The sequence below is a fragment of the Roseateles sp. 22389 genome, assembly GCF_052044995.1.
Classification (GTDB): Bacteria; Pseudomonadota; Gammaproteobacteria; order Burkholderiales; family Burkholderiaceae_C; genus Roseateles.
In genome coordinates this window covers 238,489-264,226 of record NZ_JBQEOF010000007.1, presented here as the reverse complement: position 1 = coordinate 264,226, position 25,738 = coordinate 238,489, and the positions used below count along the sequence as shown (strand labels likewise).

The window sequence follows — 25,738 nt, the reverse complement described above, 5'->3', positions numbered from 1 at the left end:
ATTATGAACGATTCTTTTTGAATCCGTCAAGCAGTCTGCGAAATTATTTTCAGCGTCGACTGCGAGAATCTCGCCGCCAAATGAAAACCGGGACAAGCCCGGCCATTCATCCGACATCCCCAGCAGTTCCTCCGGGGATTCGCTGCAAGGCAGATGTCTGTGCAGCGAAGACCGCGACTGTAGCACAGCCAAAGAACGTCACAAGGACTACAAAGGAAAGTTGTTGACGACTGGCCGCGTCTCGCACGAATCGCCGCCAAGTCCTTGTCGCACCGTACCGCCCCCTCACCGCTCAATGAAAAAGACCCGCCGAAGCGGGTCTTTCCAGGGAGGCGATGTCGTCGGGAGCGGAACTCAGTCCGCGTCCTGGAACGCTTCCTCGCGCTTGTTCTTGATGGAAGGCAGCATCACGACGACCACCATCAGCGCCGCAGCGATCAGCAGGCCGGCGGACAGCGGCCGGGACAGGAAGGTGCTCCAGTCGCCCCGCGACAGCAGCAGCGCGCGGCGCAGGTTCTCTTCCATCATCGGACCGAGGATGAAGCCCAGCAGCAGCGGCGCGGGTTCGCAGCTCAGCTTGTAGAAGATGTAGCCCACCACCGCGAAGGCCGCCGTCATGAACACGTCGAAGTTGTTGTTGTTCAGCGTGTAGGTGCCGATGCAGCAGAAAACGACGATCGCCGGGAACAGGAAGCGGTAGGGCACCGTCAGCAGCTTGATCCAGATGCCGATCAGCGGCAGGTTCAGGATCACCAGCATCAGGTTGCCGACCCACATCGAGGCGATCAGGCCCCAGAACAGCTCCGGGTTGCTGGTCATGACCTGCGGGCCGGGCTGGATGCCCTTGATGGTCATCGCGCCCACCATCAGCGCCATCACCGCGTTGGGCGGGATGCCCAGCGTCAGCATGGGGATGAAGGAGGTCTGCGCGCCGGCGTTGTTCGCCGACTCCGGACCCGCCACGCCCTGGATGGCGCCCTTGCCGAACTTCTCCGGGTGCTTGGAAAGCTTCTTCTCCAGCGTGTAGGCCGCGAACGAGGACAGCAGCGCGCCGCCACCGGGCAGCACGCCCAGCACCGAGCCCAGCGTGGTGCCGCGCAGCACCGCCGGCCAGGCGTCGTGGAAGTCCTGCTTGGTCGGCCACAGGCCCTTCACGCTCTTGGTGAACACCTCGCGATGCTCGGCCGGCTGGCCCAGGTTCGCGATGATCTCGCCGAAGCCGAAGATGCCCATCGCGATCACGACGAAGTTGATGCCGTCGGTCAGCTCGGGGATGTCGAACGAGAAGCGCGGCGTGCCGGAGATGACGTCGGTGTTGATCTGTCCGAGCAGCAGGCCCAGCAGGATCATCGCGATCGCCTTGACCAGCGACCCCGACGCCAGCACGACCGCGCCGATCAGGCCCAGCACCATCAGCGAGAAGTACTCGGCGGGACCGAACTTGAAGGCCAGCTCGGTCAGCGGCGGCGCGAAGGCCGCGATGACGACCGTGCCCACGCAGCCGGCGAAGAACGACCCCAGGCCGGCAGCCGCCAGCGCGGCGCCCGCCCGGCCCTGGCGGGCCATCTGGTAGCCGTCGATCGCGGTCACCACGGACGAGGATTCGCCGGGCACGTTGATCAGGATCGCGGTGGTGGAGCCGCCGTACTGCGCGCCGTAGTAGATGCCGGCGAGCATGATCAGCGCCGGCGTCGCGTCCAGCGAATAGATCGAGGGCAGCAGCATCGCGATCGTCGCGACCGGGCCCAGGCCGGGCAGCACGCCGATCAGCGTGCCCAGCACCGCGCCGCCGAAGGCATAAAGCAGGTTCTGCAGCGTGAACGCGGTGCCGAACCCCAGCATCAGGTTGTTGATCAGATCCATGTGGGTCTCCTCAGCCGCCCAGGAAGGTGGGCCAGACAGGGATCACCAGGTTCAGACCCCAAACAAAGATGCCCCAGCTGCCGATGGTCAGGACCACGCTGCTGAGCAGCGCGTCGCGCCAGTGGAATTCATCGCTGGCGAAGGAGACGCAGGTGATGAGCAGCGGCAGCGTGACGACCATGCCCAGCCGCGGCAGCGCGAAGCCGAACAGCACGATCGAGCCCACCACGATCAGCAGCGGCTTCCAGGCGAAGGCGCCGACCGGCTGGCCGCCCTCCGACTCGATCGTCAGCGCCTTGAACAGCACGACCGCGCCAAGCAGCGCGAGCAGGATGCCCAATCCGAACGGGAAGTAGGCGGGCCCGGGGCGGGCCGAGGAGCCAAAGCTGTAGTTCACTGCCGAGCCCCACGCGAACGCGACGCCAACGACCACGAACATCAGCCCTGACCAGAAGTCGCGTTGACTCTTGATCTTCATCGAGGGAACCTCTAGCGGCATGAATGGCGGCGATTCTAGGAATCGGGCCCCCTCCAGGCTCTGTGGTTATCACGTAATGGACCACACCGCCCCTCGCCCCGCCCATGCGGGGAGCTTCACACCCCCGTAGGCATGGGGCCCGCGCGCTGTCTGCGGGGACTTACCCGCCCCATGAGCGAGGGGCGTCGGCGCGACGCCACCGCTCAGTTTTCCCAGGTGGGCGTACTGCGCAGGACCTCTTCCATCGTGGTGAGGCCTTCCGCGACCTTCATGGCGCCGGCCAGGCGCAGCGGGCGCAGGCCTTCCTGGAGCGCCTGGCGGCGCAGCGCCGACATGTCGGTATTGGGGTGCAGGTGCTTGCGCACGCTGTCGGACATCAGCAGCAGCTCATACAGGCCGGCGCGGCCGCGGTAGCCGGTGTTGCGGCAATCCAGGCAGCCGACCGGCCGGTACGGCTTGACGCCGCCGTTCAAGCGCCACGGCTTGAGCATCTCGTTGAGCGACTCCCGCGTGACCTCGGGGTCCGGCGCCTTGCAGCTGGGGCACAAGGTCCGCACCAGGCGCTGGGCCAGCACGCCGATCACCGTCGCGTCGATCAGGTAGTTGGGCACACCCAGGTCCACCATCCGGGTGATGGCCGACGCGGAGTCGTTGGTGTGCAGCGTCGAGAACACCAGGTGGCCGGTCAGCGAGGCCTGGATCGCCATCTCGGCCGTCTCCAGGTCACGGATCTCGCCGACCATGATGATGTCCGGGTCCTGGCGCATCAGCGCGCGCAGGCCCTCGGCGAAATTGAAATCGATGGCGGGCTGCACCTGCGACTGGTTGAACGCCGGCTCGATCATCTCGATCGGATCCTCGACGGTGCAGACGTTGACCTCCTCGGTGGCCAGGCGCTTGAGCGTCGAATACAGCGTCGAGGTCTTGCCGCTGCCGGTCGGGCCGGTGACCAGGATGATCCCGTGCGGACGCGCCGTCAGGCGGGTCCAGCGCTCGGCGTCGTGGCCGGAGAACCCGAGCTGGGCCAAATCCTTGACCGCCGTGTCGGGGTCGAAGATCCGCATCACCATCTTTTCGCCGAAGGCGGTGGGCAGGGTCGACAGCCGCATTTCCACTTCCTCGCCGGCGGGATTGCGCGTCTTGATGCGACCGTCGAGCGGGCGGCGCTTCTCCACCACGTCCATGCGGCCGAGCAGCTTGATGCGCGCGGTCATCGCGCTCATCACCGAGGGCGGCAGCTGGTAGACGGTGTGCAGCACGCCGTCGATGCGGAAGCGGATCACGCCCATCTCGCGGCGCGGTTCCAGGTGGATGTCGCTGGCGCGCTGGTCGAAAGCGTACTGCCAGAGCCAGTCCACCACCTGCACCACGCCCTGGTCGTTGGCGTCGAGCTGGCGATTGCTGCGACCCAGTTCGACCAACTGCTCGAAGCTGGCCGGCTGGTTGACCTCCCCGCTCTTCGTCGCCGCGCGCACCGACCGGGCCAGCGTGAAGAACTCGGTCGTGAAGCGCGCGATCTCCTGCGGATTGGCCAGCACCAGCTTCACCCGCTTGCGGGTGTGGGACTCGATCTGCGGCACCCAGCCGGCCTCCAGCGGCTCCGCGGTGGCGATGGTCACGTCGGTCAGGCCGACCAGGATGGGCAGGCAGCGCCGGGCCTCGGCGTAGCTGGCGGACATGACGTCGGCGACGCGGCCCACGTCGACCTTGAGCGGGTCGATGCGGACATACGGCAGCTTCAGGCGGCCGGCCAGCCATTCGGTGAGCGCCTCGATGTCCAGCGGCCGGCCGTTGGCCGCGCGGGTCAGGCCGGCGTTGCCCAGCCGGATCAGCGGATGCTGCGCGCTGTGGCTCGCGCCGAAGCGGGCCTCGGTGCGCTGGACCTGCTCGGCGTCGATGACGCCATCCTCCGCGAGCCAGTGCAGCAGCTGGCGCCACTCGAGGCGCTGGCCGCCGCCCTCGGCGGCCTTGGGCTTGGCGGACCCGGGGGCGTTCGCCGGCGGGCGCGGCGCGGCTGCGGGCGCGGTCGTTGGCGCGGTGGACGGCGCCGGGCTGGCGGACGGCGCGCCCTTGTCCTTGGCGCTGGTCGACGGGGTGTGCTTCATGGTCACTCGCCGGAGTCCGCGGCGGCGGAAGCCGCGTGGAGTTGCTGGATCACGTTCATCGGCAGCGGCCGGACCAGCTTCAGCCATTTGCGCGCGGGCAGCTCGTGCCTGGCCTCGATGTGCTCGGCGCGCTGCTCGAGCACCTCGCGGGTCGGCACCTCGACGCCGCGCGCGGCCACGACGATGGTGTTGCCCTCACGGGTCGGCGTCAGGTGCCAGACCTGGTCGGTGCCGAACACCTTGGCGATCCGCGCCGCGCTGCGCGCGAAGCTGGCGCTGCGGCCGAACAGGTTCACCGTCATGAGCCCGCCGTCGGCCAGCACGCGACGGCAGTCCGCGTAGAAGGCTTCATCGTCCAGCACCGGCGCCGCCGCCTCGTGGTCGTAGAGGTCGACGTTCAGCACCTGCGCCATGCCCCAGTTCGCCGCGTCGGCCACCCACTGGCCGGCGTCCTCGTTGAGCACCCGCAGCCGCTCGTCGTCGTCGGGCAGGTGGAACCAGTGCCGGTTGGCGCTGATGACGGTCGGGTTGATCTCGACCGCGGTGGTCTTCATCTTCAGCTGCTTGCGGCAGAAGCGCGTCAGCGCGCCGGCGCCCAGGCCCAGCTGCACCGCCTGGCCCAGGGTCATCTCGCGGGTGTCGCGCCAGAGCATCCAGGCCATCATGCGCTGGACGTATTCCAGCTCCAGCTTCTCCGGCTTCTTGACCCGCATCGCGCCCTGGACCCAGATCGAGTCCAGATGCAGGAAGCGCACGCCGTCGAATTCGCTCAGCGTCGCCTCGACCCACTCGGTCTTTCTGCCGCCCTTGTTGTTCTTCGGGTCCCGGTGCTTGCTCACGGCTGTCGTTCCCATGCCGGGTCCTCGGGGGCCCGCGCTGTGCTCAGGTGTCGTTCGAAGGCCCGGCGAGTTCCCGCCAGGCGCGAAGCTTGTCATCGTAGGGCATCGTGTAGGCGGGGCTGGAGCTGGGCAGCCCCAGGACGCGGTAACGGGCTGCAAGCGGACCGAGTTGCCGGAGCCCGAAACGCAACGCGGTGCCGCCATTGAAGCCGATCGTGCGCAGCGCGGGCAGCTGCGCGATCAGTCGCCCCATGTCGCTGGCGAAGGGATTGCGGATCGCGCTGTCGAGGCTGCCGGCGCGCTCGGTCTCGGTGATGACGTCCCAGACGGCGATGCGATGCGCGCGCAGCGCGGCCAGGCGTTCCGCATAGCCCATGGCGACGAGGTCGACGCCGAAGACCTCGCCGACCAGGCGCCAGAACTGGTTGCGCGGATGGCCGTAGTACTGCTGCGCGCGCAGCGAGGCCACGCCGGGAAAGCTCCCCAGCAGCAGCCATTCGGCGTCGGGCGCATGCACCGGCGCCAGGCCCTGCCAGCGCGTCGCGTCGAAGGCGGCGCCGGCGTCAGCCATTGGGGGGAAGGAGCGCGGCCAGCCGCGGCAGCGCGGCGCACGCATTGCGCGTGGTGATCGCGGCGGCCTGCCCGGGCGTCCAGCCGCGCAACCCGGCCAGGCACGCGCCGATGCGCGGCAGCTCGCCCGGCTCGTTGCGCGAGCTCGCGCCGGCGGCGCGCTCCTCGGCGGTGCGATACAGCCAGTGCGGCGGGATGTCGGGCGCGTCGGTCTCGACGACGAGCGCTTCTTCCGGCAGCTCGGCCGCCAGGCGGCGGATCTGCAGCGAGCGGTCGAAGGTCACCGTGCCGCCGAAGCCCAGCTTGAAGCCCAGCGCGAGGAAGGCGTCCGCCTGCTGCCGGCTGCCGTTGAAGGCATGGCCGATGCCGCCGGTCTCCAGGCCGATGCGGCGCAGGCCGGCAAGCAGCTGGTCCGCGCTGCGGCGCACATGCAGGATGACCGGCAGCCCGTGGCGCTTCGCGAGCTTCAACTGCTCCAGGTAGAAGAACCGCTGCCTGGCCTCGTCCAGATGCTTGACGAAGAAGTCCAGCCCGATCTCACCGATGCCGACCAGGCGCGGATCGTCGCGGCACTCGGCGAGCATCCGATCGAGCCGCCCGAGGTCGTCCTCGCGCGCCTGCATCACGTAGAGCGGATGGATCCCGAGCGCGTAGCTGAACCCCTGCGCGTGCGCCAGCGCCCTCACCCGCTCGAAGTTGCCGGCGACCACCGCCGGGATGACGATCTGCGACACCCCGGCCGCGCGGGCGCGCGCCACGACGGCGTCACGATCCGCGTCGAACTCCGACGCGTCGAGGTGGCAGTGGGTGTCGGTCCACATGGGTCCGCGAGGCTCCACCGACGGTGGCGCGGTCCGGGGACCGCTCAGCGGAAGACCACCGTGCGGTGGCCGTTGAGCAGCACGCGGTGTTCGGCATGCCACTGGATCGCGCGGGCCAACGTCACGCACTCGGTGTCGCGGCCGATGGCCACCAGTTGGTCCGGCGTCATCGAGTGGTCGATGCGGGCCACGTCCTGCTCGATGATCGGGCCCTCGTCCAGGTCGGAGGTCACGTAGTGCGCGGTGGCGCCGATCAGCTTGACGCCGCGCTCATGGGCCTGGTGGTAGGGGCGCGCGCCCTTGAAGCTGGGCAGGAAGCTGTGGTGGATGTTGATCGCCCGGCCTTCCAGGAAGCGACACATCTCCGGCGACAGGATCTGCATGTAGCGCGCCAGCACGACCAGGTCGATCTGCTGTTCCTCGATCAGCTCGCGGATCTTGCGCTCCTGGGCCTGCTTCTGTTCGTCGGTCGCTTGCAGCAGCGGCAGGTGGTGGAAGGGGATGTCGTGCGAGGCGGCCAGCTGATAGAAATCGCGGTGGTTGGAGACGATGGCCGGGATCTCGATCGCCAGGTGGCCGGTCTGCACGCGGAACAGCAGGTCGTTCAGGCAGTGTCCGAGCTTGGACACCAGCAGCAGCACGCGCGTCTTGCGCTGCGCGTCGACCAGTTCCCAGTCCATCGCCAGCCGGCCGGCCAACGGGGCGAAGGCCTCGCGCAGGGCGGCGGCGGGACGGGGCGTGGCGCACTCGAACTCGATCCGCATGAAGAAGCGGCGGTGGTCGGCGTCGCCGTGCTGGGCCGAGGTCAGGATGTTGGCGCCCTGCTCCAGCAGGACGCCGGTAACGGCGTGGACGATGCCGGCCTGGTCGGGGCAACTGAGCTTCAGGATGAAGCGGGTGGACGGAGCGTCAGGGGAATGCGTCGAGGCGGTCATGATGCCGCGCATCGTAATCCAGCGGCCGCCGCGGCCCGGGGCGGGCGCGGGCTGCATGCCTCGCGATCGGGCAACCCAGCCTCGAGGCCGCGCTGCGTCACCCGGCTCAGGTTGTCGTCGGCTGCAGCGGCTGCAGCGCGCCGCCCACCAGGCGGCGCTGGTGCTCGCAGCGCATCGCCAGGTCCTGGTCGTGCGTGACCATCACGAAGGCGGTGCCGAGCTCGCGGGCCATCTCCAGCATCAGGTCGAAGACCGTCGCGGCGGTGCTGCGGTCCAGGTTGCCGGTGGGCTCGTCGGCCAGCACGCAGGCCGGGCCGGTGACCAGCGCGCGGGCGATGGCCACGCGCTGGCGCTCACCGCCGGACAGTTCGCCGGGCCGGTGCTGCACCCGCGCGCCCAGGCCGACGCGCGACAGCACCCGGGCCGCCTGCTCCCGCGCCTGTTCCTGCGGCACCCGGCGGATGCGCAGCGGCATCGCGACGTTGTCGAGCGCGCTGAATTCCGGCAGCAGGTGGTGGAACTGGTAGATGAATCCCAGGTGCTGGTTGCGCCACTCGCCGCGCGCCTGCTCGCCGAGCGAGCCCAGGTCCCGCCCCATCAGCTCGACCCGGCCGGCGGACGGCTTGTCCAGCCCGCCGAGCAGGTGCAGCAGCGTGCTCTTGCCGGACCCCGACGCGCCCAGCACCGCCAGCGTCTCGCCAGCCTTCACCGTGAGGTCCAGGCCGTGGAAGACCTGCACGTCGAGCGGTCCCTCGACGAAGCGCTTGCCCAGGCCCAGACCCTGCAGCACCACCTGACCGGCGGGGATCCGCGCGGCGGCGGCCGTTGCCGGCTTCATGTCCTTCCCCTCATTCATAACGCAGCGCCTCCGCCGGTTGGACGCGGCTGGCGCGCCAGCTCGGGTACAGCGTCGCGACGAACGCCAGGATCAGCGAGGTCACGGTGATCGGCACGATGTCCGACCACTGCGGATCGCTCGGCATGTGGCTGATCACGTAGATGCTGGCCGGCAGGAAGGTGGTGTGCAGCAGCCGCTCGATGAAGGGGACGATCACGTCCAGGTTGTGCGCGACCACCAGGCCCAGGCCCAGGCCGCCCAGCGTGCCGATCACGCCGGCCAGCGCGCCCTGGATCATGAACACGCCCATGATCGAGCGCGGGCTCGCGCCCAGCGTGCGCAGGATCGCGATGTCGGCCTGCTTGTCGGTCACCGTCATCACCAGCGTGGACACCAGGTTGAAGGCCGCGACCGCCACGATCAGGGTCAGGATGATGCCCATCATCCGCTTCTCGACCTGGACCGCGTCGTACCAGTTCGCGTTGGTGCGGGTCCAGTCGCGCACGTAGATGGCGCGGCCCTCGCGCAGCATCTCCCGCTGCAGCTGGGCGCCGACCTCGCGCGCCTGCTGGACGTCGCGCAGCTTCAGCTGCACGCCGCTGGGCGTGCCGGTGCGGAAGACCTTGGCGGCGTCGGCCACATGGATCAGCGCCAGGCCGCTGTCGTATTCGTAGTGCCCGGCCTCGAAGACACCCACCAGCGTGAACTGGCGCAGCGTCGGCTGCACGCCCAGCGGCGTCACCTGGCCCGAAGGAATCGCCAGCGTGATCTTGTCGCCCCGCTGCACGCCCAATTGACGCGCGAGTTCCACGCCCAGGATCACGTTCCACTGGCCAGGCACCAGGCGCGCCAGCAATCCCTGCTTCGCCAGCTCCGCCGCGATCGGCGTCACCCCCGGCTCGAAGGCCGGGTCGATGCCACGCACGATCGTCCCGCGCATGTCGGAACCGCGCGCAATCAACGCCTGGCCCGCGACGAACGGCGCGGCGGCAACCACCTCGGGATTCTTCTTCGCCGCATCGGCGACCGCGCGCCAGTCCGGCAAGCCCTCGCCGCTGTCGTTCAGCAACTCCACGTGCGCGATCACCGACAACATCCGCGAACGCACCTCCTTCTGGAAGCCGTTCATCACGGAGAGCACGATGATCAACGCAGCAACACCCAGCGCGATGCCAAACATCGACACGCCAGAAATGAAGGAGATGAAGCGGTTGCGGCGCCCCCCTCGCCCAGCTCGCGTGTAGCGCCAGCCGATCTGCAACTCATAGGGCCAATTCATAGGGGGTGGATGCTAACCGCTCCCTTTCGGCTGAGCGCTTAGGGGAGGCTGATGAGCGACGGGTTGCGGAACAGGCCCGAGGCCGTCGGCGCCGCTCGCAGGGCGCCAACTCGCTCCGCTCACCTGCGGTTCGCTTTGCTCGGACAGACGGCGCCCCAGTCAGTTCTGGAAGCTCGCAGCACCAACGGCCTCGGGCCTGTTCCGCAACCCGCGATGCACCGAGTCGCACCCCCTGCGTCGTCTGCGCTCTTCGTCAGTGCGCCTCGTCCCAGTTGGCGCCGACACCCACTTCGGCCAGCAGCGGCACCTTCAGCGCGGCAACGCCAGCCATCAGCGTCGGCACCTCGGACTTCACCCAGTCCAGCTCCTCGTTCGGCACCTCGAAGACCAGCTCGTCATGCACCTGCATCACGATGCGCGTCTTCTTCCCCTGCTCGTCCAGCGCCTGCTGCACTGCGATCATCGCCAGCTTGATCAAGTCAGCCGCCGTGCCCTGCATCGGCGCGTTGATGGCCTGGCGCTCGGCGCCGCTGCGCCGCGGTCCGTTGCCCGAATTGATCTCCGGCAGCCACAGCCGGCGACCGAAGACCGTCTCCACATAGCCCTTCGCCTTGGCGAATTGCTTGGTGTCGTCCATGTACTGGCGCACGCCGGCGAAACGGGTGAAGTAGCGGTCGATGTAATCCTTCGCCGCCTTCTGCTCGATGCCCAGCGACTGCGCCAGACCGAACGCGCCCATGCCGTAGATCAGGCCGAAGTTGATCGTCTTGGCATAACGGCGCTGCTCCGGCGTGACCCCGTCCAGCCCGCCGCCGAAGACCTCCGCGGCCGTCGCCCGGTGCACGTCCTGGCCCTCCTGGAAGGCCTTGAGCAGGCCCGGGTCCTCGCTCATGTGCGCCATGATCCGCAGCTCGATCTGCGAGTAGTCCGCCGACACGATGTGGTGGCCCGGCGGCGCGATGAAGGCCTCGCGCACGCGGCGGCCGTCCGCCGTGCGGATGGGGATGTTCTGCAGGTTGGGCTCGTTGCTGGACAACCGGCCCGTCACCGCCACCGCCTGCGAGTAGGTCGTGTGCACCCGCCCCGTCTTCGCGTTGACCATCAGCGGCAGCTTGTCGGTGTAGGTGCTCTTGAGCTTGGACAGCGCGCGGTACTCGAGGATCTTGGCCGGCAGCGGGAAGTCCGCCGATAGCTTCTCCAGCACCTCCTCGTCGGTGGACGGCGCGCCGGTGGCGGTGCGCTTGACCACCGGCAGGCCCAGGCGGTTGAACAGGATCTCGCCGATCTGCTTGGGCGAGCCGATGTTGAAAGGCTGGCCGGCGATCTCGTAGGCCGCCTGCTCGGCGGCCACCATGCGCTGGCCCAGGTCGGCGCTCTGCGCCTGCAGCTTGGCCGCGTCGATCAGCACGCCGGTGCGCTCGATGCGCGCCAGCAGCGCCGACACCGGCATCTCGACCTGCTCGTAGATGAACTTCAGTCCCGCATCCGCCTCCAGCCGCGGCAGCAGCGTCTGGTGCACGTGCAGGCACATCTCGGAGTCCTCGCAGGAGTACTCCGACGCCTTCGCCACCTCGACCTGCGCGAACGGGATCTGGTGCGCGCCCTTGCCGCACAGGTCCTCGTAGCTCAGCCCCTTGCGGCCCAGCACGCGGTCGGCCAGCGCCTCCAGGCCGTGGCTGCGATGCGCCTCCAGCACATAGCTCTCGAGCATCGTGTCGTAGGCCGTGCCCTGCACCGCGATGCCGTGGTTGGCCAGCACGTGGGTGTCGTACTTGACGTTCTGGGCGACCTTCTTCTTCAGCGGATCCTCGAACCACGGCTTCAGGCGGGCGAGCACCTCGTCCATCGGCAGCTGCTCGGGCGCGTCGGGGCCTTCGTGGCGCAGCGGGATGTAGGCCGCCTCGCCCGGCTTGACGCTGAAGCTGATGCCGACGATGCGCGCCTGCATCGGGTCGAGCGAATCGGTCTCGGTGTCGAAGGCGGCCAGCTCGGCCGCGTTCAGCTGCTCGATCCAGGCGTCCAGGCGCGACAGGTCGACGATGGTCTCGTAGCGCTTGTCCACCGGGATCGCCGGATGGGCATGCTGCGCGAACGCGTCGGGCGCAGTCGCGCCGCCGAGGTCCGCCTCGGGCGCGACGCGCTTGGGCGCCTCACCGCCGAGACGGGCTTCCAGGTCGCGCTTCCAGGTTTTGAAGCCGTTGCGCGCGTAGAACTCCAGCAGGCCCGCCTCGTCGACCGGGTTGAAGGCGAGCGCCTCCAGCGCCGGCCAGCCGGTCACGTGCAGGCACAAGTCGCAATCGACCTTGACGGTCACCAGCTTGCGGCCCATCGGCAGCCAGTCCAGCGCCTTGCGCAGGTTGTCGCCGGCCACGCCCTTGATCTTGTCGGCGTTGGCGATGACGCCGTCCAGCGAGCCATGCTCGCCGATCCACTTGGCCGCGGTCTTGGGGCCAACCTTCTCGACGCCGGGCACGTTGTCGACCGTGTCGCCCATCAACGTCAGGTAGTCGATGATCCGGTCCGGCGGGACGCCGAACTTGGCCACCACGCCGGCCTCGTCCAGCTTCTCGTTGCTCATCGTGTTGATCAGCGAGACATCCGGCGTCACCAGCTGCGCCAGGTCCTTGTCGCCGGTGGAGATCACCACCTGGTGCCCCGCCTGCGCCGCCACCCGCGACAGCGTGCCGATGCAGTCGTCCGCCTCGATGCCGGGCACGGTCAACACCGGCCAGCCCAGCAGCTTCACCACTTCATGGATCGGGTCGATCTGCGCCCGCAGGTCGTCGGGCATCGGGGCGCGCTGGGCCTTGTACTCGGGGTACCACTCGTCGCGGAAGGTCGGGCCGGAGGCGTCGAAGACGCAGGCGGCGTGCTCGGCGCCGTAGTCGTCGCGCAGCTTCTTCAGCATCGCCACCATGCCGTGGATGGCGCCGGTGGGCTGGCCCTCGGGCCCGCGCAGGTCGGGCATGGCGTGATAGGCGCGATAGAGGTAGCTGGAACCGTCGACCAGCAGCATCAGAGGTTTGCTCATCCCGCCATTGTTGCAGGCGCGCGCCATCCGCCGTGTCAGCAGCCTGCGCCTGACGCGGCCCCTCGCCCAGGGGAACAGGGTTTTCGAGGAGGCGGGCATAGAATCGGCGCCACCATGAAAACCACCCGCCTCGCCGCCCTGTTCGCCCTCCTGGCCGCCACCGCGCTCCAGGTCCACGCGGCCGACGCGCCGCCCCCGGCCCCGGCGCCCGCCGAAACGGTGAAGTTCCGCGACGTGCCCGAGGTGAAGGTCGAGCAGCTCGTCAACGAGGACGACAAGGTCCGCATCGAGGAGACCCGGGTGCGGGGCCTGACCCAAAAGGTCGTGGTCAAGAACAAGGACAGCAAGGCGCCCGAGTACGAGATCCTGCTCGGCGACGGCGGTCGCGACATCCCCACCCGCCAGGGCGCCGACCGCGGCAACGCGGGCTCGCGGGTCTGGCGCCTCTTCAATTTCTGACCACCCCGGCGCGACCCGCGCGGGTCGGCCTCCGGTCCGTTCCCTTTCCCCCTTCATGGCCGTATTCACCGACGTCTCGACCGAGCAGGCGCAAGCGCTGCTGGACACCCTGGCCCTGGGCGAGCTGCAGGCGCTCAAGGGCATCACCGCCGGCATCGAGAACACCAACTACTTCGTCACCACGGTCCGCGGTGGCGAGTCGCACGAGTACGTGCTGACGATCTTCGAGCGCCTGAGCTTCGAGCAGCTGCCCTTCTACCTGGAGCTGATGCGGCACCTGGCACGCAAGGGGGTGCCGGTGCCCGCGCCGCAGCCCGACGCGCAGGACCGCATCCTGCACACGATCGCCGGCAAGCCGGCCGCGGTCGTGGACAAGCTGCGCGGCGGCCACCAGCTCGCGCCGGACCAGTTCCACTGCGAGCAGGTCGGCGCCGGCCTGGCCCGGATGCACCTGGCCGGCCAGGATTTCCCGCTGCACCAGGACAACCTGCGCGGCCTGCCCTGGTGGCGCGAGACCGTGCCGCTGGTGCTGCCGCACCTGGCGCCGGACCAGGCCGCGCTGCTCCAGGCCGAGCTCGCCTTCCAGGAACAGCTCGCGCCCAGCGCCGCGGCGCTGCCGCGCGGCCCCATCCATGCCGACCTGTTCCGCGACAACGTCATGTTCGACGGCCTGCCCGGCCGGGAGATGCTCAGCGGCTTCTTCGACTTCTACTTCGCCGGCGTCGACAGCTTCCTGTTCGACCTGTGCGTCTGTCTGAACGACTGGTGCATCGACTTGGACAGCGGCCGCCTGGACGAGCAGCGCGCCACCGCCTTCGTCAAGGCCTACGAGTCGGTGCGCCCGCTGAGCGGCGCCGAGCACCGCCTGCTGCCGGGCCTGCTGCGCGCCGCCGCGCTGCGCTTCTGGATCTCCCGCCTGTGGGACTTCCATTTGCCCCGCGAGGCCAGCCTGCTCAAGCCCCACGATCCCACCCATTTCGAGCGCGTCCTGCGCGAGCGCATCGCCAAACCGTGGCATGCGCTGGAGTCCCTCCCATGATCCTGCACCTCCAATCGGTCCCGCCGCGCAACGGCCTGCTGTGGGTGCGCCATGGACTGAAGGTGCTGCAGCGCAAGCCGATCGCGCTGATCGGCCTGTTCGGCCTGTTCGCGCTGTTCAACATCGCCATCAACTTCGTGCCGCTGATCGGGCAGGTGCTGTCGGCGGGCTCGCTGCCGCTGATGTCGCTGGGCTTCATGCTGGCCGCCCACCAGGTGCTGCAGGCGCAGACGCCCACCGCCTCGGTGTTCCTGCAGCCGCTGCGGCTCACGCCCGAGCGGCGCCGCGCGCAGCTGCTGCTGGGCCTGGCCTGCGCGCTGTCCCTGATGGCCGCCGGCGCGCTGTCGCTGCTGGTGGACGGCGGCGCGCTGCTGACGCTGCTCGAGATGCGCCAGAGCGGCCAGAGCGACGCCGCGATCGAGGCCGCCATGGCCGCCAATCCGATGCTCTTCTTCGGCGGGCTGCTGCGCATGGTCCTGCTGATGGCGGTGCTGGTGCCCTTCACCCTGGCCCCGGCGCTGATCCACTGGGGCGGCCAGGGCGTGATGCAGTCGCTGTTCTCGTCGGTGCTGGGCCTGTGGCGCAACAAGGGCGCGTATGCGCTGTTCGGCGTGGCCTGGATCGGCCTGAGCTTCGCCGGCCTGATCGTGCTGACCCTGTTCGCCGTGCTGCTGGGACAGCCGGGCCTGGCGCAGGTGCTGGCGGTGCCGCTGGTGATGGCGCTGGCGACCGCCCAGTTCTGCTCGATGTATTTCGTGTTCATCGACTGCTTCATGTTCGGCGCGCCCCGCGACCTGCCGGAGTCTCCCGGCACCCCGGGCACGCCCGGCTGATTCCCCCGCCGGGCGCCCTGCGCCCGTGCGTCGCCCTGGACGGCGCCCTCACGACGATTTCACAGCATCGTCACTTGCTCTTCGCAGAATCCGCCCGCCTTTTCATTTGCAGCGGAGCCTTCAAGAATGAGCAAGCAGCACGACCTCGTGGCCAGCCAGTCCGACGTCAACGAGTACGACGAGGATGCCGTCCTCAACCCGTCCGCCAATCCCCATTTCGAGGACATCCTCGCCGCGCGCCTGTCGCGCCGCGTCGCCCTGAAGGGTGGCATCAGCACCACCGCGGCGGCGCTGCTCGGCGGCTCGCTCCTGAGCGCCTGCGGCAGCGACGATGACAGCACCCCGGCTCCTGCGCCCGCCCCGGCACCCGCTCCGGCCGCGCTGAAGATCGGCTTCACCGCGGTCGCCAAGAACAAGAACGACCTGGTGACGGTGCCCGAGGGCTACAACGTCAGCATCCTGCACGCGCTGGGCGATCCGATGCACTTCGGCGACGAGTCCTGGAAGGACGACGGCTCCGAGGCCGCCGACTCCTACAACCGCCGCATCGGTGACGGCCACGACGGCATGTACTGGTTCGGCATGAGCGATGCCGGCGCCTTCGACGCCAAGCGCTCGGACCGCGGCCTGCTGGCGGTGAACCACGAGTACGTCGTCGCGCCCTACGGCCTGCATCCGGCCGGCCGCGCCGCGGGCGCCACGCGCAACGCCACCGAGGTCGAGAAGGAGATCTACGCGCACGGCGTCAGCATCGTCGAGGTCAAGCGCGACGGCGCCAACACGACGATGGTGCGCGGCTCGCGCTACAACCGCCGCGTGACCTCCGCCACGACGATGGACATCACCGGTCCCGCCAAGGGCCACCTGCTGCTGCAGACGCTGTTCAGCCCGACCGGCGTGCAGACCCGCGGCACCAACAACAACTGCGCCAATGGCTACACGCCGTGGGGGACCTACCTGACCTGCGAGGAGAACTACCTCAACGTGATCAGCCGGGCCGCCGGCGATGACGCGCTGCGGGCGGGCGGCGCCAAGGAGGTGTCCAGCCTCAACCGCTACGGCCTGCCGCAGAACCGCAAGAGCCCCTACCTGTGGGACACCGCGGGCACGGCCGACCTGTTTGCGCGCTGGAACTCGTCGGTGACCGGCGCCTCCGCCGCGGCCGACTACCGCAACACGATCAACACCTTCGGCTGGGTGGTGGAGATCGACCCGTTCGCGCCGGACTCGACGCCGGCCAAGCGCACCGCGCTGGGCCGCTTCAACCATGAAGGCGCCTGGCCGGCGGAAGCCGTCGCCGGCAAGCCGATCGTGATCTACATGGGCGACGACTCGCGCAACGAGTACATCTACAAGTTCGTCTCCAAGGCCAACTGGGACGCGGCCGACATCGGCAAGGGCATGGCCGCCGGCGCCAAGTACCTGGACGAAGGCACGCTGTACGTCGCCAAGTTCAACGCCGACGGCACCGGCACCTGGGTGGAACTGAGCTTCGGCAAGAACGGCCTGGACGGGACCAACGCGACCTACGCCTTCGCCGACCAGGGCGACGTGCTGATCAACGCGCGCCTGGCGGGCGACGTCGTCGGCGCCACGAAGATGGACCGGCCGGAATGGGGCGCGGTGCATCCGACCAATGGCGAGGTCTACATGACCCTGACCAACAACAGCAACCGCGTCGCCAACACCGCGGCGCCGACCGGCAACCAGCTCAAGCCGGACGCCGCCAACCCGCGCTACTACGAGGACCTGAAGGGCACCAGCTCGCAGAAGGGCAACCCGAACGGCCACATCATCCGCTGGAAGGAAGACGCGGCCGACGTGACCAAGATGACCTGGGACGTCTACCTGTTCGGCGCGCAGGCCGACGCGGCGGCGGACGTCAACCTGTCCTCGCTCACCGACGTCAACGACTTCTCCAGCCCCGACGGCCTGTACTTCGACAAGCGCGGCATGCTGTGGATCCAGACCGACGACGGCGCCTACACCGACGTGACCAACTGCATGATGCTGGCGGCGCTGCCGGGCAAGGTCGGCGACGGCGGCGTGGCCACGGCCGCGGGCGGCACGCAGACCCGCGCCGGCGCCAAGGCCTCGGCCGACACGCTGCGCCGCTTCCTGGTCGGCCCGAAGGAGTGCGAGATCACCGGCATCGCGATGACGCCGGACCACAAGACGCTGTTCTTCAACGTCCAGCATCCGGGCGAGGAAACGACGCCGGACTGGGCGGCCAAGACCTTCGGCAGCTACTGGCCGGCCAACCAGGCCGACGCCACGGTGAAGAAGCGCCCCCGCTCCGCGACGGTCGTGATCACCCGCAAGGACGGCGGCGAGATCGGCATCTGAGCTAGCGCGCGATGTCCGGCGCGAGGGCGGCCTGGCGGTCGCCCTCCGCTTCCACGACGGCCAAGACGCCGTCGATCGCCGCTCGCGGCAGGTCGCCGGCCAACTCTCCGGCGAGTTCCCGCCTCATCTCTTCAGCGAGGCCCTGCGCATGCACGCGCAGGGCCTCGCTCATTCGCTTGAGCTCCAGCGCGAGCGCGCGGGGCGCGATGTCGGCGTCGCGGGCGAGCGCGGCCCACTCCTCGGCGCCGAAAGCCTCGGCGTCCGGCGCCGCGCCGGTGAGCCCGTGCGCCGGCGCCAGGCGCAGCCCGCCGTGGTCGATGAGGAAGCACACGTTGTCCAGCGAGGCCGGACCGCTGCCGATGAGTTGACGGAACACGACCCAGCGCAGCAGCGAGCGGCTGTCGACCAGCGGCGTCGGGCTGTGCCGCAGCAGCGAAAACAGCGCCGGCAAGGACACCGCCGGCTGGTCCAGCGCCTGCCGGGCGTCGATCGCGTGCAGCCGACGCACCCGGCCGTCGTCCAGCCGCTGGCGGTCGAAGCGCTCGACCAACAGGAGCGGCTCCGGCACCCGGTGCAGCTGCACGGCAGCGACGTCCAGGCCCGCGCGCGCGGCCAGGCGCATGCAGAAGTATTCGTTGAACGGCCGCCCGGGCTCGTCAGGCGACGCCGGCTTGAGCACATGCGTCGACGCCATCTGCGGCCCATCGACGAGGTACCAGCCACCATCCGGCTCGACGTACACGCCAAGCTTGTCGCGACGCCCCGGCAGCGCGCCGCGCACCTGCCCGTCCCAAGCGGCCAGCGGCGGCGCGTCCCGCTGGCGCAGGCGTTCGGACAGCTCCTCGCGCGCGATGAGCCGCTGCGATGGGCCGGCGCTGCGCTCGCGCTGCGTGTCGACCAGCCGGACCGCGCCCGCCAGGTCATGTCCGAGCCGCCGCAGCGCGCCGACCCGGTCGTCCGCCGCCAAGCCGAGCGCCGTGAAGGTGGCGCGCCGGAGCGCCCCGTCCGGCAGCAGGCGGTCGAAGCAGCGCAGCACGGCGTCGTCCTGCGACTCGCTGCCCGGCCCGCCGCGCGCCGGCAGGGGCAGCAACGGCGCCAGCGGATACGCCAGGACCTCGGCGGTCCAGCGCGCCAGGTAGGCGAAGGACAAGCCTTGTGGCGAGCCCGGCTCGTCCGTTCCGACCGGGCGCAGCCACCCGACCTCATGCTCGTCGAGCCAGACCTCCAGCCCAGCCCGCCGCATGCTGACTCCCTCTCCCGCTTGCGGGAGAGGGAAGGGGTGAGGGCCAGCAGCCGTCGCGGTCATGCTCCCTCGTCGAGGTCGGAGAACTTCGAGTCGCGCGCGGTGCGGATCGCGCGCCGCACGACTTCCCGCTGCTGCGAGGGCACGGCGAAGAGGCTCACGCCCAGCGCTCTGGCGGCCTTGAGCACGGTGGATAGGCTCACGCCGCCCTGGCCGGTCTCGATGTTGATCAGCGTCTGGCGCGACATGCCCAGCGCCTCGGCGGCCTCGACCAGCGGCAGGCGCGCCGTGGTCCGAGCGGCGCGCACGGCATTGCCGAGCGCGACCGCGTCTTCAATCATCGGATCGTCCGGGGGATCGATCGGTACGACAGTACGCATGGAGATTCCAGAATCAAGAACACAGTCATCGGATCTCCCTCCCGGCAATCGTGATTCCTGTTTGCTGGAATCTTTGATGCCCCGCGCATTCTGCGCTCATCCGGCTGGCACGGCATTCCGCAGGGCATGCCGTCCGCCGGACGCCCCCGGTTCAATCGATCGGCGTCAGCTTGGCCACGCTGAGCGCCAGCCACTTCGTGCCATGGCGGCCGAAGTTGACCTGCGCCCGCGCGTCGGGCCCGCTGCCCTCGAGCGTCAGCAGCACGCCCTCGCCGAACTTGGTGTGGAACACGCCCTTGCCCACGCGCAGGCCGCCGTGCTCGTCGCCGGTCTTCTCGGCGGCGGACTGCTTCATCGCGCTGGGCACCGGCGCCTGGGGGAAAGCGCCCGGATCGACGCGGCCCGCGCCCACCATGGATTTCAGTCCTGAGCCGCGCTGCCAGGCCTGCTGATAGTCCCGCGCGAAGCCCGAACCGAAGCCCTGGTTGCGGGGCGTCAGCCACTTCAGCGTTTCCTCGGGCAGCTCCTCCATGAAGCGGCTCTTGATGTTGTAGCGGGTCTGGCCGTGCAGCATGCGCGTCTGGCAGAAGCTGATGTACAGCCGCTGCCGCGCGCGGGTGATGGCCACGTACATCAGCCGGCGCTCTTCCTCCAGGCCATCCGCGTCGGACAGCGAGTTCTCATGCGGGAACAGGCCCTCCTCCAGGCCGGTGATGAACACCGCGTCGAACTCCAGGCCCTTGGCCGAGTGGACCGTCATCAGCTGGATCGCGTCCTGCCCGGCCTGGGCCTGGTTGTCGCCCGCCTCCAGCGAGGCATGAGTCAGGAAGGCCGCCAGCGGCGAGATGATCTCGCCGGTCTCCGCGTCGGGCGTGGCCGGCGCCGCCGGCGCCACGGCGGCCGGCAGCCCGTCGGCGATCGCGCCGGGGGAATGCTCGTCCACCGGCAGCGCCACCGCGTCCTTGCCGAAGCCCTCCTGCGTCACGAAGGCCTCGGCGGCGTTGACCAGTTCGCCCAGGTTCTCCAGCCGCTCCTCGCCTTCCTTCTCGGCGCGATAGAACTCGGCCAGGCCGGAATGCTCGATGACGTGCTCGATGATCTCGCGCAGCGTCAGCCCGGTGGTGGCCTCGCGCAGCGCGTCGATCAGCGCGACGAAGTTGCCCAGGCTCGCGCCGCCCCGGCCGCCGACGGCGCCCACGCTCTGCACCAGCGAGCGCCCGCTTGGCCGCGCGGCGTCCTGCAGCTGCTCGATGGTGCGCGCGCCGATGCCGCGCGCCGGGAAGTTGACGACGCGCAGGAAGCTGGTGTCGTCGTTCGGGTTCTCGAGCAAACGCAGGTAGGCCAGCGCGTGCTTGACCTCGGCGCGCTCGAAGAAGCGCAAACCGCCATAGACACGGTACGGGATGCCGGCGTTGAACAGCGCCGACTCGATCACCCGCGACTGCGCGTTGCTGCGGTAGAGCACCGCGATCTCGCTGCGCGGCAGGCCCTGGCGATGCAGCGCCTGCGCTTCCTCGAGCAGCCACTGGGCCTCGGCGAAGTCGCTGCTGGCCTCGTGGACGCGCACCGGCTCGCCGGGGCCGGCCTCGGTGCGCAGGTTCTTGCCCAGGCGCCGGCTGTTGTTGCTGATCAGCGCATTCGCGGCGTCCAGGATGTTGCCGAAGCTGCGGTAGTTCTGCTCCAGCTTGACGACCTGGCGCACGCGGTACTCGCGCTCGAAGTCGGCCATGTTGCCGACCCGCGCGCCGCGGAAGGCGTAGATGCTCTGGTCGTCGTCGCCGACGGCGAACACGCCCTGCCCGCGCCCCGGCGGCGCGAACATCTTCAGCCAGGCGTACTGCAGCTTGTTGGTGTCCTGGAACTCGTCGACCAGGACGTACTGGAAGCGGCGTTGATAGTGCTCGCGCACCTGCGCGTTGTCGCGCATCACCTCGTAGGAGCGCAGCATCAGCTCGGCGAAGTCGACCACGCCTTCGCGCGTGCACTGGTCCTGGTAGGCCTGGTAGATGTCCACCAGCTTGCGGGTCTGCTCGTCGCGCAGGTCGATGTCCTTGGGCCGCAGGCCGTCCTCCTTGGCGCCGGCGATGAACCAGGACACCTGCTTCGGAACGAAGCGCTCCTCGTCCAGGTTCATCGCCTTGATCACGCGCTTGATGGCGGAGACGGTGTCGCCCGCGTCCAGGATCTGGAAGCCCTGCGGCAGGCCGGCCAGCTTCCAGTGCGCGCGCAGGAAGCGGTTGCACAGGCCGTGGAAGGTGCCGATCCACATGCCGCGCACGTTCACCGGCAGCATCGCGGACAGGCGGGTGACCATCTCCTTGGCAGCCTTGTTGGTGAAGGTCACCGCCATCACGCCAGCGGGCGTGGTGTAGCCCTGGCTCATCAGCCAGGCGATGCGCGTGGTCAGCACGCGGGTCTTGCCCGAGCCGGCGCCCGCCAGGATCAGCGCGGGCTCCTGGCCCAGCGTCACCGCGGCGTACTGTTCGGGGTTGAGGTTGTCCAGCAGCCCGCGCGGCACGCGCGGCGTGAACAGATCGTCTTGCGGCGGGGTCGGCCGGCCGTCGCCGAAATCCTGGGAATTCATCCAGCCATTCTAAGTTCCGGGCCGCACCTGCCGGTGACAGCAGGCCGGTGCAGCCCGGAGGCTGGCATGATGCCGCCCCCATGAAGCCCGAAAAGACCAAGACCGCGGCCACCAGCGTGGCCAACAGCGCGGCCACCGGTGGGATCGCCGCGACCCCGTGCCCCTGCGGCAGCGGCCGCGGCTACGACGCCTGCTGCGGTGCGCTGCACCGCGCTTTCGCCGAGACCGGCGCGCTCACCGCGCCCAACGCGCAAGCGCTGATGCGCTCGCGTTACACCGCCTACACGCTCGACCTGATCGAGTACCTGCTGGCGACCTGGCACCCGGACACGCGGCCCGAGACCCTGGAACGCGGCGAGCGCGACCTGAAGTGGCTGGGCCTGGAAGTGCGGCGGCACAGCCACCAGGACGCGGATCACGAGACGGTGGAGTTCGTCGCGCGCAGCAAGGTCGGCGGCCGCGCGCACCGGATGCACGAGATCAGCCGTTTCGTGCGGGTGCACGGCGCCTGGCTCTACCTGGACGGGCAGATCGACTGACGACCCGGACCGCCGGCGCGCGACGCACCACGCCGCCCAGCGCCAGCAGCAACCGGTCCAGGAGGGAACGGTGACCGACGTGAAACTCCTGGGGCATGGTGGACTCCTGCTGGCTGCTGCTGACCGGATGGAAGCGCGCCACCGGGGCCGGCGACGCGGAATGCCTGCTGCGATGATGGGCAGGCGGCGTGACAGGATTTTGGCCAACCCGCCTGTTGCCAGCCGCTCCCCCGAAACGGGGAACAGCGGGCAAAAACGGCTCCATGCGTGCGCGTGCCGTCCCCTTCAGCCATGACATCCCCTGATTCCCCCCTCCCCTCGCCGCCCACCGCGCCGCTGCGGCTCCTCCATCTGGACGACCACCTCGCGGTGATCGACAAACCCGCCGGGCTGCTGGTGCATCGCACCGCGATCGACGCGCACGAGGAGGACGCCGCGCTGCAGCGCCTGCGCGACCAGCTCGGCCGGCCGGTGTGGCCGGCGCACCGGCTCGATCGAGGCACCTCGGGCGTGCTCGTCTTCGCGCTCAGCGCCGCGGTGGCCAGCGCGCTGGGCCAGGCGCTCGCGGAACGCCTCACGAGCAAGCGCTACCTCGCGCTGGTGCGCGGCTGGCCGACCGGCGACGCCGGCGTCGTCGACCACCCGCTCGCGCGCGATCCGGAACTGCCGTCCGCGGGCCAGCCGCACCTGGAGGCGCAGACGGCCTGGTCCTGCGAGCGCCGCCTCGAGTTGCCGGTCGCCACCGACGCCCGCTTCTCCACCACGCGCCTGGCGCTGATGGCCTGCGAGCCGGTCCAGGGCCGGCGCCACCAGATCCGACGCCACCTGAAGCACCTCGCGCATCCGATCGTCGGCGATGCCAACCACGGCAAGGGGCCGCTGAATCGCGCGCTGGCGGCCCACTTCGGCCTGCAGCGGCTGTGGCTGCATGCGCAGCGCCTGACGCTGACGCACCCGGTCAGCGGCGAGACGCTTCAACTGGAAGCCGAGCCCGGCCCAGAGTGGGCGCCGTTCCTCTGAGGGGCGCCCAGGCGTCGGGCGCCGACTCCCCGCTCAGCCGAAGCGCACCGCGTAGATCGGCGGCAGGTGCGCCGACACCAGCTGCCAGCGGTCGCCGGCGTCCTCGGTCGCCCAGAGGTTGCCGGTCGTGCTGCCCATCAGCAGCCGCTGGCCGTCGTCATGCGCGGCCAGCCCGTGGCGGTAGATCAGGTCGTAGCAATGCGATTGCGGCAAGCCTTGCCGCAGCGTCTCGAAAGTCTTTCCGCCATCGCGCGTGCGATTGACCACCAGCGCGCCGTCCACCGGCAACCGCTTCTCGTCCTTCACGCCGGGCACGAACCACGCGGTGTCGGCATCGCCCGCATGGGCGGCGACCGCGAAGCCGAAGCCGGACAGCGGCGGCTTGATCTCCCCCCAATGCGCGCCCCCGTCCACCGAGCGCCACACCCCGTTGTGGTGCTGGCACCAGAGCACGTCCGGGTCCGCCGCGCTGGCGACGATGCGATGCGGATCCTGCGTGTTCTCCTCGCCCTGCTGCTCCGGCGGCATGAAGTCGGCCCGCATGCCCTTGGCGCTGATGCGCCAGGTCGCGCCGCCGTCCTCGCTGCGCCAGGCGCCGCCGCAGGAGATGCCCAGCAGCAGCCGCCTGGGATCGCGCGGATCGACGTTGATCGAATGGATGCCCGGCGCGTCGTAGCCGCCGCCGAACCAGCCCAGCCGCTCGGGCATGTGCCAGAGCGCGTCGATCAGTCGCCAGGTTTCGCCCTGGTCGTCGCTGACGAACAGCGCGCCCGGGATCGTGCCGGCCCAGAGCCGGCCGTCGCCGCCGCGCTCCAGCGCCCAGATCTGCTGCAGCTTCCAGGCCGGCCCCTCAGCGCCCTCCGGCTGCTCGGGAAAGGCCGGCGCGGCTAGTTCCCGCCAGGTGGCGCCGCCGTCGTCCGACGCCTGCAGCTTGCAGCCGAAATGGCCGAGGTTCAGCGCCGCGAACATGCGCCCTCCTCCTACCGGCGGGGGCAACACCATGCTGACGGGATCCCCCATGAAGCTGTGGCGCCCGATCGACCAACCGCCCAAGGCGGGGTCGTGTCGAAGTTCGAACAGGCCCTTGCGCGTGGCGGCCCAGGCGGTGGTGATCATCGGTGTCTCCTTGCGATGGCTGGCGTCACCCGTGACGACGTTCGAGCGGCGCGGTTTTCGACAGCGGCGCGTCCGCGGCTCCTGGGGCTATCCCCCGGACAGGGCCTGCAGCACGTAGACCTTGGACTGCGCGGTCAGCGCGTCCGTCAGCCCGAGGCGGTCCTGGGCGCGGTGGCCATCGATGAAGACGGCCACATGGGTGCGCAGATGGCCCTGGTCGTCCAGGATGTAGCCGCGCAGGCGGGGATTCCGGTCGAAGGCCCGGGCCAGCGCCTCGCCCAGTGTGCGGGCGTCGCAGTCCAGCTTCGGCGTATCGACGTAGCGGTGCAGTTGGGCGGTGAATTCGACGTGGGCCATGGTCGGCGATCCTGCGACGAAGCGGGTCGCAAGAAAAGAGGGGCGACCAGGGACGACGAACGGGCGCTCGTCCCTTCGACAACGCGGGCCGGTGGGCTTGGGCAGAATCGCGGGCCCTCCCGGCCAGCCCGCCATGACCAACGACACCTCGACCCTCACCGACCGCGCCCATGCCCGCACCGGCATGCTCTACGCCGCGCTCGCCTACATCGCCTGGGGCCTGTTCCCGCTGTACTTCAAGCGCCTGAGCGAGGTGAACGCGCTCGAGGTCATCGCGCATCGGACGGTCTGGTCGCTGGTGTTCGTGGCGCTGGTGCTGGCCGGCCTGCGGCGCTGGGCATGGCTGCGACCGGTGCTGCGATCGCCGCGGCTGCTCGCGACCTGCGCGCTGTCGGCGCTGCTGCTGTCGAGCAACTGGCTGGTGTACGTGTGGGCGGTGCAGCACGGCCATGTGGTCGAGGCCAGCCTGGGCTACTTCATCAACCCGCTGGTCAACGTGATGTTGGGATTCGTGTTCCTGCGCGAGCGGCTGCGGCCGGTGCAATGGCTGGCGATCGGCCTGGCCGCGGCCGGCGTGGTCTGGCTGACGGTGACCGCGGGGCGGCTGCCGTGGATTGCGCTGGTGCTCGCGCTGAGCTTCGGTTTCTACAGGCTGATGCGCAAGACGGCGCAGCTGGGCGCGCTGGAGGGGCTGACGCTGGAGACGCTGATCCTGTCGCCCTTCGCCGCCGGGGCGCTGATCTACTGGACGGTGCAGGGCAGCAGCGCCTTTGCCAGCGGCGATGCCGGCCAGGCGGCCTGGCTGCTGCTGGCCGGACCGCTCACCGCCATCCCGCTGCTGCTGTTCGCCGCCGGCGCGCGGCGCATCACGCTGACGACCCTCGGACTGGTGCAATACCTGTCGCCGACGATCCAGTTCCTGCTGGGCGTGTGGCTCTATCACGAGCCGCTCGCGGGCGCGCGGCTGGTGGGCTTCGTGCTGATCTGGTCGGCGCTCGCGGTCTACAGCGCGGAGAGCCTGTGGCGGAGTCGGCGCTAGGCCACGGCCGCTGGCTGGCTCACC

At 69.7% G+C, this 25,738-nt stretch carries 22 protein-coding genes; 7 read left to right on the top strand and 15 right to left on the bottom strand.

Features of this window, described 5'->3' with window-relative positions; all coding sequences use genetic code 11:
- Window positions 1-354: 354 nt before the first annotated feature.
- The 10 genes from ACTJKJ_RS12830 to polA form a co-directional block, all read right to left on the bottom strand.
- Window positions 355-1,863, bottom strand: coding sequence for a tripartite tricarboxylate transporter permease (locus ACTJKJ_RS12830; RefSeq protein ID WP_147241799.1), 1,509 nt, complete (start codon window positions 1,861-1,863; stop codon window positions 355-357).
- Between the two features lie 10 nt (window positions 1,864-1,873).
- A complete protein-coding gene (locus ACTJKJ_RS12825) occupies window positions 1,874-2,341 on the bottom strand; it encodes a tripartite tricarboxylate transporter TctB family protein (RefSeq protein ID WP_147241798.1) in 468 nt (155 codons plus the stop codon).
- Between the two features lie 203 nt (window positions 2,342-2,544).
- The gene (locus ACTJKJ_RS12820) at window positions 2,545-4,446 is read right to left on the bottom strand and encodes a GspE/PulE family protein (protein WP_440820674.1); all 1,902 of its coding nucleotides are present in this window, start codon (window positions 4,444-4,446) and stop codon (window positions 2,545-2,547) included.
- Between the two features lie 2 nt (window positions 4,447-4,448).
- Window positions 4,449-5,300 (bottom strand): spermidine synthase, encoded by an 852-nt coding sequence (locus ACTJKJ_RS12815; protein ID WP_440820673.1) that lies wholly within the window; start codon window positions 5,298-5,300, stop codon window positions 4,449-4,451.
- 28 nt (window positions 5,301-5,328) lie between these two features.
- Window positions 5,329-5,856: a DNA-deoxyinosine glycosylase gene (locus ACTJKJ_RS12810; protein WP_440820672.1), complete on the bottom strand. Its 528-nt coding sequence runs from the start codon at window positions 5,854-5,856 to the stop codon at window positions 5,329-5,331.
- Entirely contained in the window at window positions 5,849-6,676 is an 828-nt protein-coding gene (locus tag ACTJKJ_RS12805) for a TatD family hydrolase (RefSeq protein WP_440820671.1), read from the bottom strand. The genes ACTJKJ_RS12810 and ACTJKJ_RS12805 overlap by 8 nt, the downstream gene beginning before the upstream one ends.
- A 44-nt stretch (window positions 6,677-6,720) precedes the next feature.
- Window positions 6,721-7,611 carry a formyltetrahydrofolate deformylase gene (purU, locus tag ACTJKJ_RS12800; protein WP_440820686.1) on the bottom strand — a complete coding sequence of 297 codons (891 nt, stop codon included), beginning with the start codon at window positions 7,609-7,611 and terminating at the stop codon, window positions 6,721-6,723.
- 106 nt (window positions 7,612-7,717) lie between these two features.
- Window positions 7,718-8,449 carry an ABC transporter ATP-binding protein gene (locus ACTJKJ_RS12795; RefSeq protein WP_440820670.1) on the bottom strand — a complete coding sequence of 244 codons (732 nt, stop codon included), beginning with the start codon at window positions 8,447-8,449 and terminating at the stop codon, window positions 7,718-7,720.
- Between the two features lie 10 nt (window positions 8,450-8,459).
- Window positions 8,460-9,728, bottom strand: coding sequence for a lipoprotein-releasing ABC transporter permease subunit (locus ACTJKJ_RS12790; RefSeq protein ID WP_440820669.1), 1,269 nt, complete (start codon window positions 9,726-9,728; stop codon window positions 8,460-8,462).
- A gap of 253 nt (window positions 9,729-9,981) precedes the next feature.
- Complete coding sequence (gene polA / locus ACTJKJ_RS12785; RefSeq protein ID WP_440820668.1) at window positions 9,982-12,759, bottom strand: DNA polymerase I; 2,778 nt, start codon at window positions 12,757-12,759, stop codon at window positions 9,982-9,984.
- Window positions 12,760-12,873: 114 nt separating this feature from the next.
- Here polA and ACTJKJ_RS12780 point away from each other — a divergent pair, with 114 nt between their 5' ends.
- The 4 genes from ACTJKJ_RS12780 (at window position 12,874) to ACTJKJ_RS12765 (ending at window position 17,436) form a co-directional block, all read left to right on the top strand.
- Complete coding sequence (locus tag ACTJKJ_RS12780) at window positions 12,874-13,218, top strand: hypothetical protein (protein ID WP_091725396.1); 345 nt, start codon at window positions 12,874-12,876, stop codon at window positions 13,216-13,218.
- A 55-nt stretch (window positions 13,219-13,273) separates the two neighbouring features.
- On the top strand, window positions 13,274-14,257 hold the full coding sequence (locus tag ACTJKJ_RS12775; RefSeq protein ID WP_440820667.1) for a homoserine kinase: 984 nt from the start codon (window positions 13,274-13,276) through the stop codon (window positions 14,255-14,257).
- Entirely contained in the window at window positions 14,254-15,090 is an 837-nt protein-coding gene (locus ACTJKJ_RS12770; RefSeq protein WP_091725401.1) for a BPSS1780 family membrane protein, read from the top strand. The genes ACTJKJ_RS12775 and ACTJKJ_RS12770 overlap by 4 nt, the downstream gene beginning before the upstream one ends.
- Window positions 15,091-15,216: 126 nt before the next feature.
- Window positions 15,217-17,436 carry a PhoX family protein gene (locus ACTJKJ_RS12765; RefSeq protein ID WP_440820666.1) on the top strand — a complete coding sequence of 740 codons (2,220 nt, stop codon included), beginning with the start codon at window positions 15,217-15,219 and terminating at the stop codon, window positions 17,434-17,436.
- Between the two features lies 1 nt (window position 17,437).
- Here ACTJKJ_RS12765 and ACTJKJ_RS12760 read toward each other — a convergent pair whose 3' ends face one another.
- From ACTJKJ_RS12760 to ACTJKJ_RS12750, 3 genes are all read right to left on the bottom strand, one after another.
- Window positions 17,438-18,679 carry a HipA domain-containing protein gene (locus tag ACTJKJ_RS12760; RefSeq protein WP_440820665.1) on the bottom strand — a complete coding sequence of 414 codons (1,242 nt, stop codon included), beginning with the start codon at window positions 18,677-18,679 and terminating at the stop codon, window positions 17,438-17,440.
- A 59-nt stretch (window positions 18,680-18,738) separates the two neighbouring features.
- Complete coding sequence (locus tag ACTJKJ_RS12755; protein WP_091725410.1) at window positions 18,739-19,059, bottom strand: helix-turn-helix domain-containing protein; 321 nt, start codon at window positions 19,057-19,059, stop codon at window positions 18,739-18,741.
- Window positions 19,060-19,210: 151 nt separating this feature from the next.
- Window positions 19,211-21,643 carry a UvrD-helicase domain-containing protein gene (locus tag ACTJKJ_RS12750; RefSeq protein WP_440820664.1) on the bottom strand — a complete coding sequence of 811 codons (2,433 nt, stop codon included), beginning with the start codon at window positions 21,641-21,643 and terminating at the stop codon, window positions 19,211-19,213.
- An 80-nt stretch (window positions 21,644-21,723) separates the two neighbouring features.
- Here ACTJKJ_RS12750 and ACTJKJ_RS12745 point away from each other — a divergent pair, with 80 nt between their 5' ends.
- Together ACTJKJ_RS12745 and ACTJKJ_RS12740 are read left to right on the top strand one after the other, a co-directional pair.
- Window positions 21,724-22,182 carry a YchJ family protein gene (locus ACTJKJ_RS12745; protein ID WP_297388158.1) on the top strand — a complete coding sequence of 153 codons (459 nt, stop codon included), beginning with the start codon at window positions 21,724-21,726 and terminating at the stop codon, window positions 22,180-22,182.
- A gap of 291 nt (window positions 22,183-22,473) precedes the next feature.
- Window positions 22,474-23,202, top strand: coding sequence for a pseudouridine synthase (locus ACTJKJ_RS12740; RefSeq protein WP_297388155.1), 729 nt, complete (start codon window positions 22,474-22,476; stop codon window positions 23,200-23,202).
- Between the two features lie 33 nt (window positions 23,203-23,235).
- Here the strand turns inward: ACTJKJ_RS12740 and ACTJKJ_RS12735 are convergent, their stop codons facing one another.
- Together ACTJKJ_RS12735 and ACTJKJ_RS12730 are read right to left on the bottom strand one after the other, a co-directional pair.
- Window positions 23,236-24,318 carry a WD40/YVTN/BNR-like repeat-containing protein gene (locus tag ACTJKJ_RS12735; protein WP_343603532.1) on the bottom strand — a complete coding sequence of 361 codons (1,083 nt, stop codon included), beginning with the start codon at window positions 24,316-24,318 and terminating at the stop codon, window positions 23,236-23,238.
- Between the two features lie 87 nt (window positions 24,319-24,405).
- On the bottom strand, window positions 24,406-24,675 hold the full coding sequence (locus ACTJKJ_RS12730; protein WP_091725423.1) for a MoaD/ThiS family protein: 270 nt from the start codon (window positions 24,673-24,675) through the stop codon (window positions 24,406-24,408).
- A 133-nt stretch (window positions 24,676-24,808) separates the two neighbouring features.
- Here ACTJKJ_RS12730 and rarD point away from each other — a divergent pair, with 133 nt between their 5' ends.
- Window positions 24,809-25,714 carry an EamA family transporter RarD gene (rarD, locus tag ACTJKJ_RS12725; RefSeq protein ID WP_440820663.1) on the top strand — a complete coding sequence of 302 codons (906 nt, stop codon included), beginning with the start codon at window positions 24,809-24,811 and terminating at the stop codon, window positions 25,712-25,714.
- Window positions 25,715-25,738 lie beyond the last annotated feature (24 nt).

Bases quoted from the DNA above. Each gene is read 5' to 3' on its own strand.
- ACTJKJ_RS12765 (WP_440820666.1), top strand. From the start codon at position 15,217: ATGAGCAAGCAGCACGACCTCGTGGCCAGCCAGTCCGACGTCAACGAG.
- ACTJKJ_RS12745 (WP_297388158.1), top strand. From the start codon at position 21,724: ATGAAGCCCGAAAAGACCAAGACCGCGGCCACCAGCGTGGCCAACAGC.
- ACTJKJ_RS12780 (WP_091725396.1), top strand. From the start codon at position 12,874: ATGAAAACCACCCGCCTCGCCGCCCTGTTCGCCCTCCTGGCCGCCACC.
- ACTJKJ_RS12755 (WP_091725410.1), bottom strand. From the start codon at position 19,059: ATGCGTACTGTCGTACCGATCGATCCCCCGGACGATCCGATGATTGAA.
- ACTJKJ_RS12820 (WP_440820674.1), bottom strand. From the start codon at position 4,446: ATGAAGCACACCCCGTCGACCAGCGCCAAGGACAAGGGCGCGCCGTCC.
- ACTJKJ_RS12790 (WP_440820669.1), bottom strand. From the start codon at position 9,728: ATGAATTGGCCCTATGAGTTGCAGATCGGCTGGCGCTACACGCGAGCT.
- ACTJKJ_RS12815 (WP_440820673.1), bottom strand. From the start codon at position 5,300: ATGGGAACGACAGCCGTGAGCAAGCACCGGGACCCGAAGAACAACAAG.
- rarD (WP_440820663.1), top strand. From the start codon at position 24,809: ATGACCAACGACACCTCGACCCTCACCGACCGCGCCCATGCCCGCACC.
- purU (WP_440820686.1), bottom strand. From the start codon at position 7,611: ATGACCGCCTCGACGCATTCCCCTGACGCTCCGTCCACCCGCTTCATC.
- ACTJKJ_RS12810 (WP_440820672.1), bottom strand. From the start codon at position 5,856: ATGGCTGACGCCGGCGCCGCCTTCGACGCGACGCGCTGGCAGGGCCTG.
- ACTJKJ_RS12730 (WP_091725423.1), bottom strand. From the start codon at position 24,675: ATGGCCCACGTCGAATTCACCGCCCAACTGCACCGCTACGTCGATACG.
- ACTJKJ_RS12750 (WP_440820664.1), bottom strand. From the start codon at position 21,643: ATGAATTCCCAGGATTTCGGCGACGGCCGGCCGACCCCGCCGCAAGAC.
- ACTJKJ_RS12830 (WP_147241799.1), bottom strand. From the start codon at position 1,863: ATGGATCTGATCAACAACCTGATGCTGGGGTTCGGCACCGCGTTCACG.
- ACTJKJ_RS12795 (WP_440820670.1), bottom strand. From the start codon at position 8,449: ATGAAGCCGGCAACGGCCGCCGCCGCGCGGATCCCCGCCGGTCAGGTG.
- ACTJKJ_RS12805 (WP_440820671.1), bottom strand. From the start codon at position 6,676: ATGTGGACCGACACCCACTGCCACCTCGACGCGTCGGAGTTCGACGCG.
- ACTJKJ_RS12740 (WP_297388155.1), top strand. From the start codon at position 22,474: ATGACATCCCCTGATTCCCCCCTCCCCTCGCCGCCCACCGCGCCGCTG.
- ACTJKJ_RS12825 (WP_147241798.1), bottom strand. From the start codon at position 2,341: ATGAAGATCAAGAGTCAACGCGACTTCTGGTCAGGGCTGATGTTCGTG.
- ACTJKJ_RS12775 (WP_440820667.1), top strand. From the start codon at position 13,274: ATGGCCGTATTCACCGACGTCTCGACCGAGCAGGCGCAAGCGCTGCTG.
- ACTJKJ_RS12735 (WP_343603532.1), bottom strand. From the start codon at position 24,318: ATGATCACCACCGCCTGGGCCGCCACGCGCAAGGGCCTGTTCGAACTT.
- ACTJKJ_RS12770 (WP_091725401.1), top strand. From the start codon at position 14,254: ATGATCCTGCACCTCCAATCGGTCCCGCCGCGCAACGGCCTGCTGTGG.
- polA (WP_440820668.1), bottom strand. From the start codon at position 12,759: ATGAGCAAACCTCTGATGCTGCTGGTCGACGGTTCCAGCTACCTCTAT.
- ACTJKJ_RS12760 (WP_440820665.1), bottom strand. From the start codon at position 18,679: ATGCGGCGGGCTGGGCTGGAGGTCTGGCTCGACGAGCATGAGGTCGGG.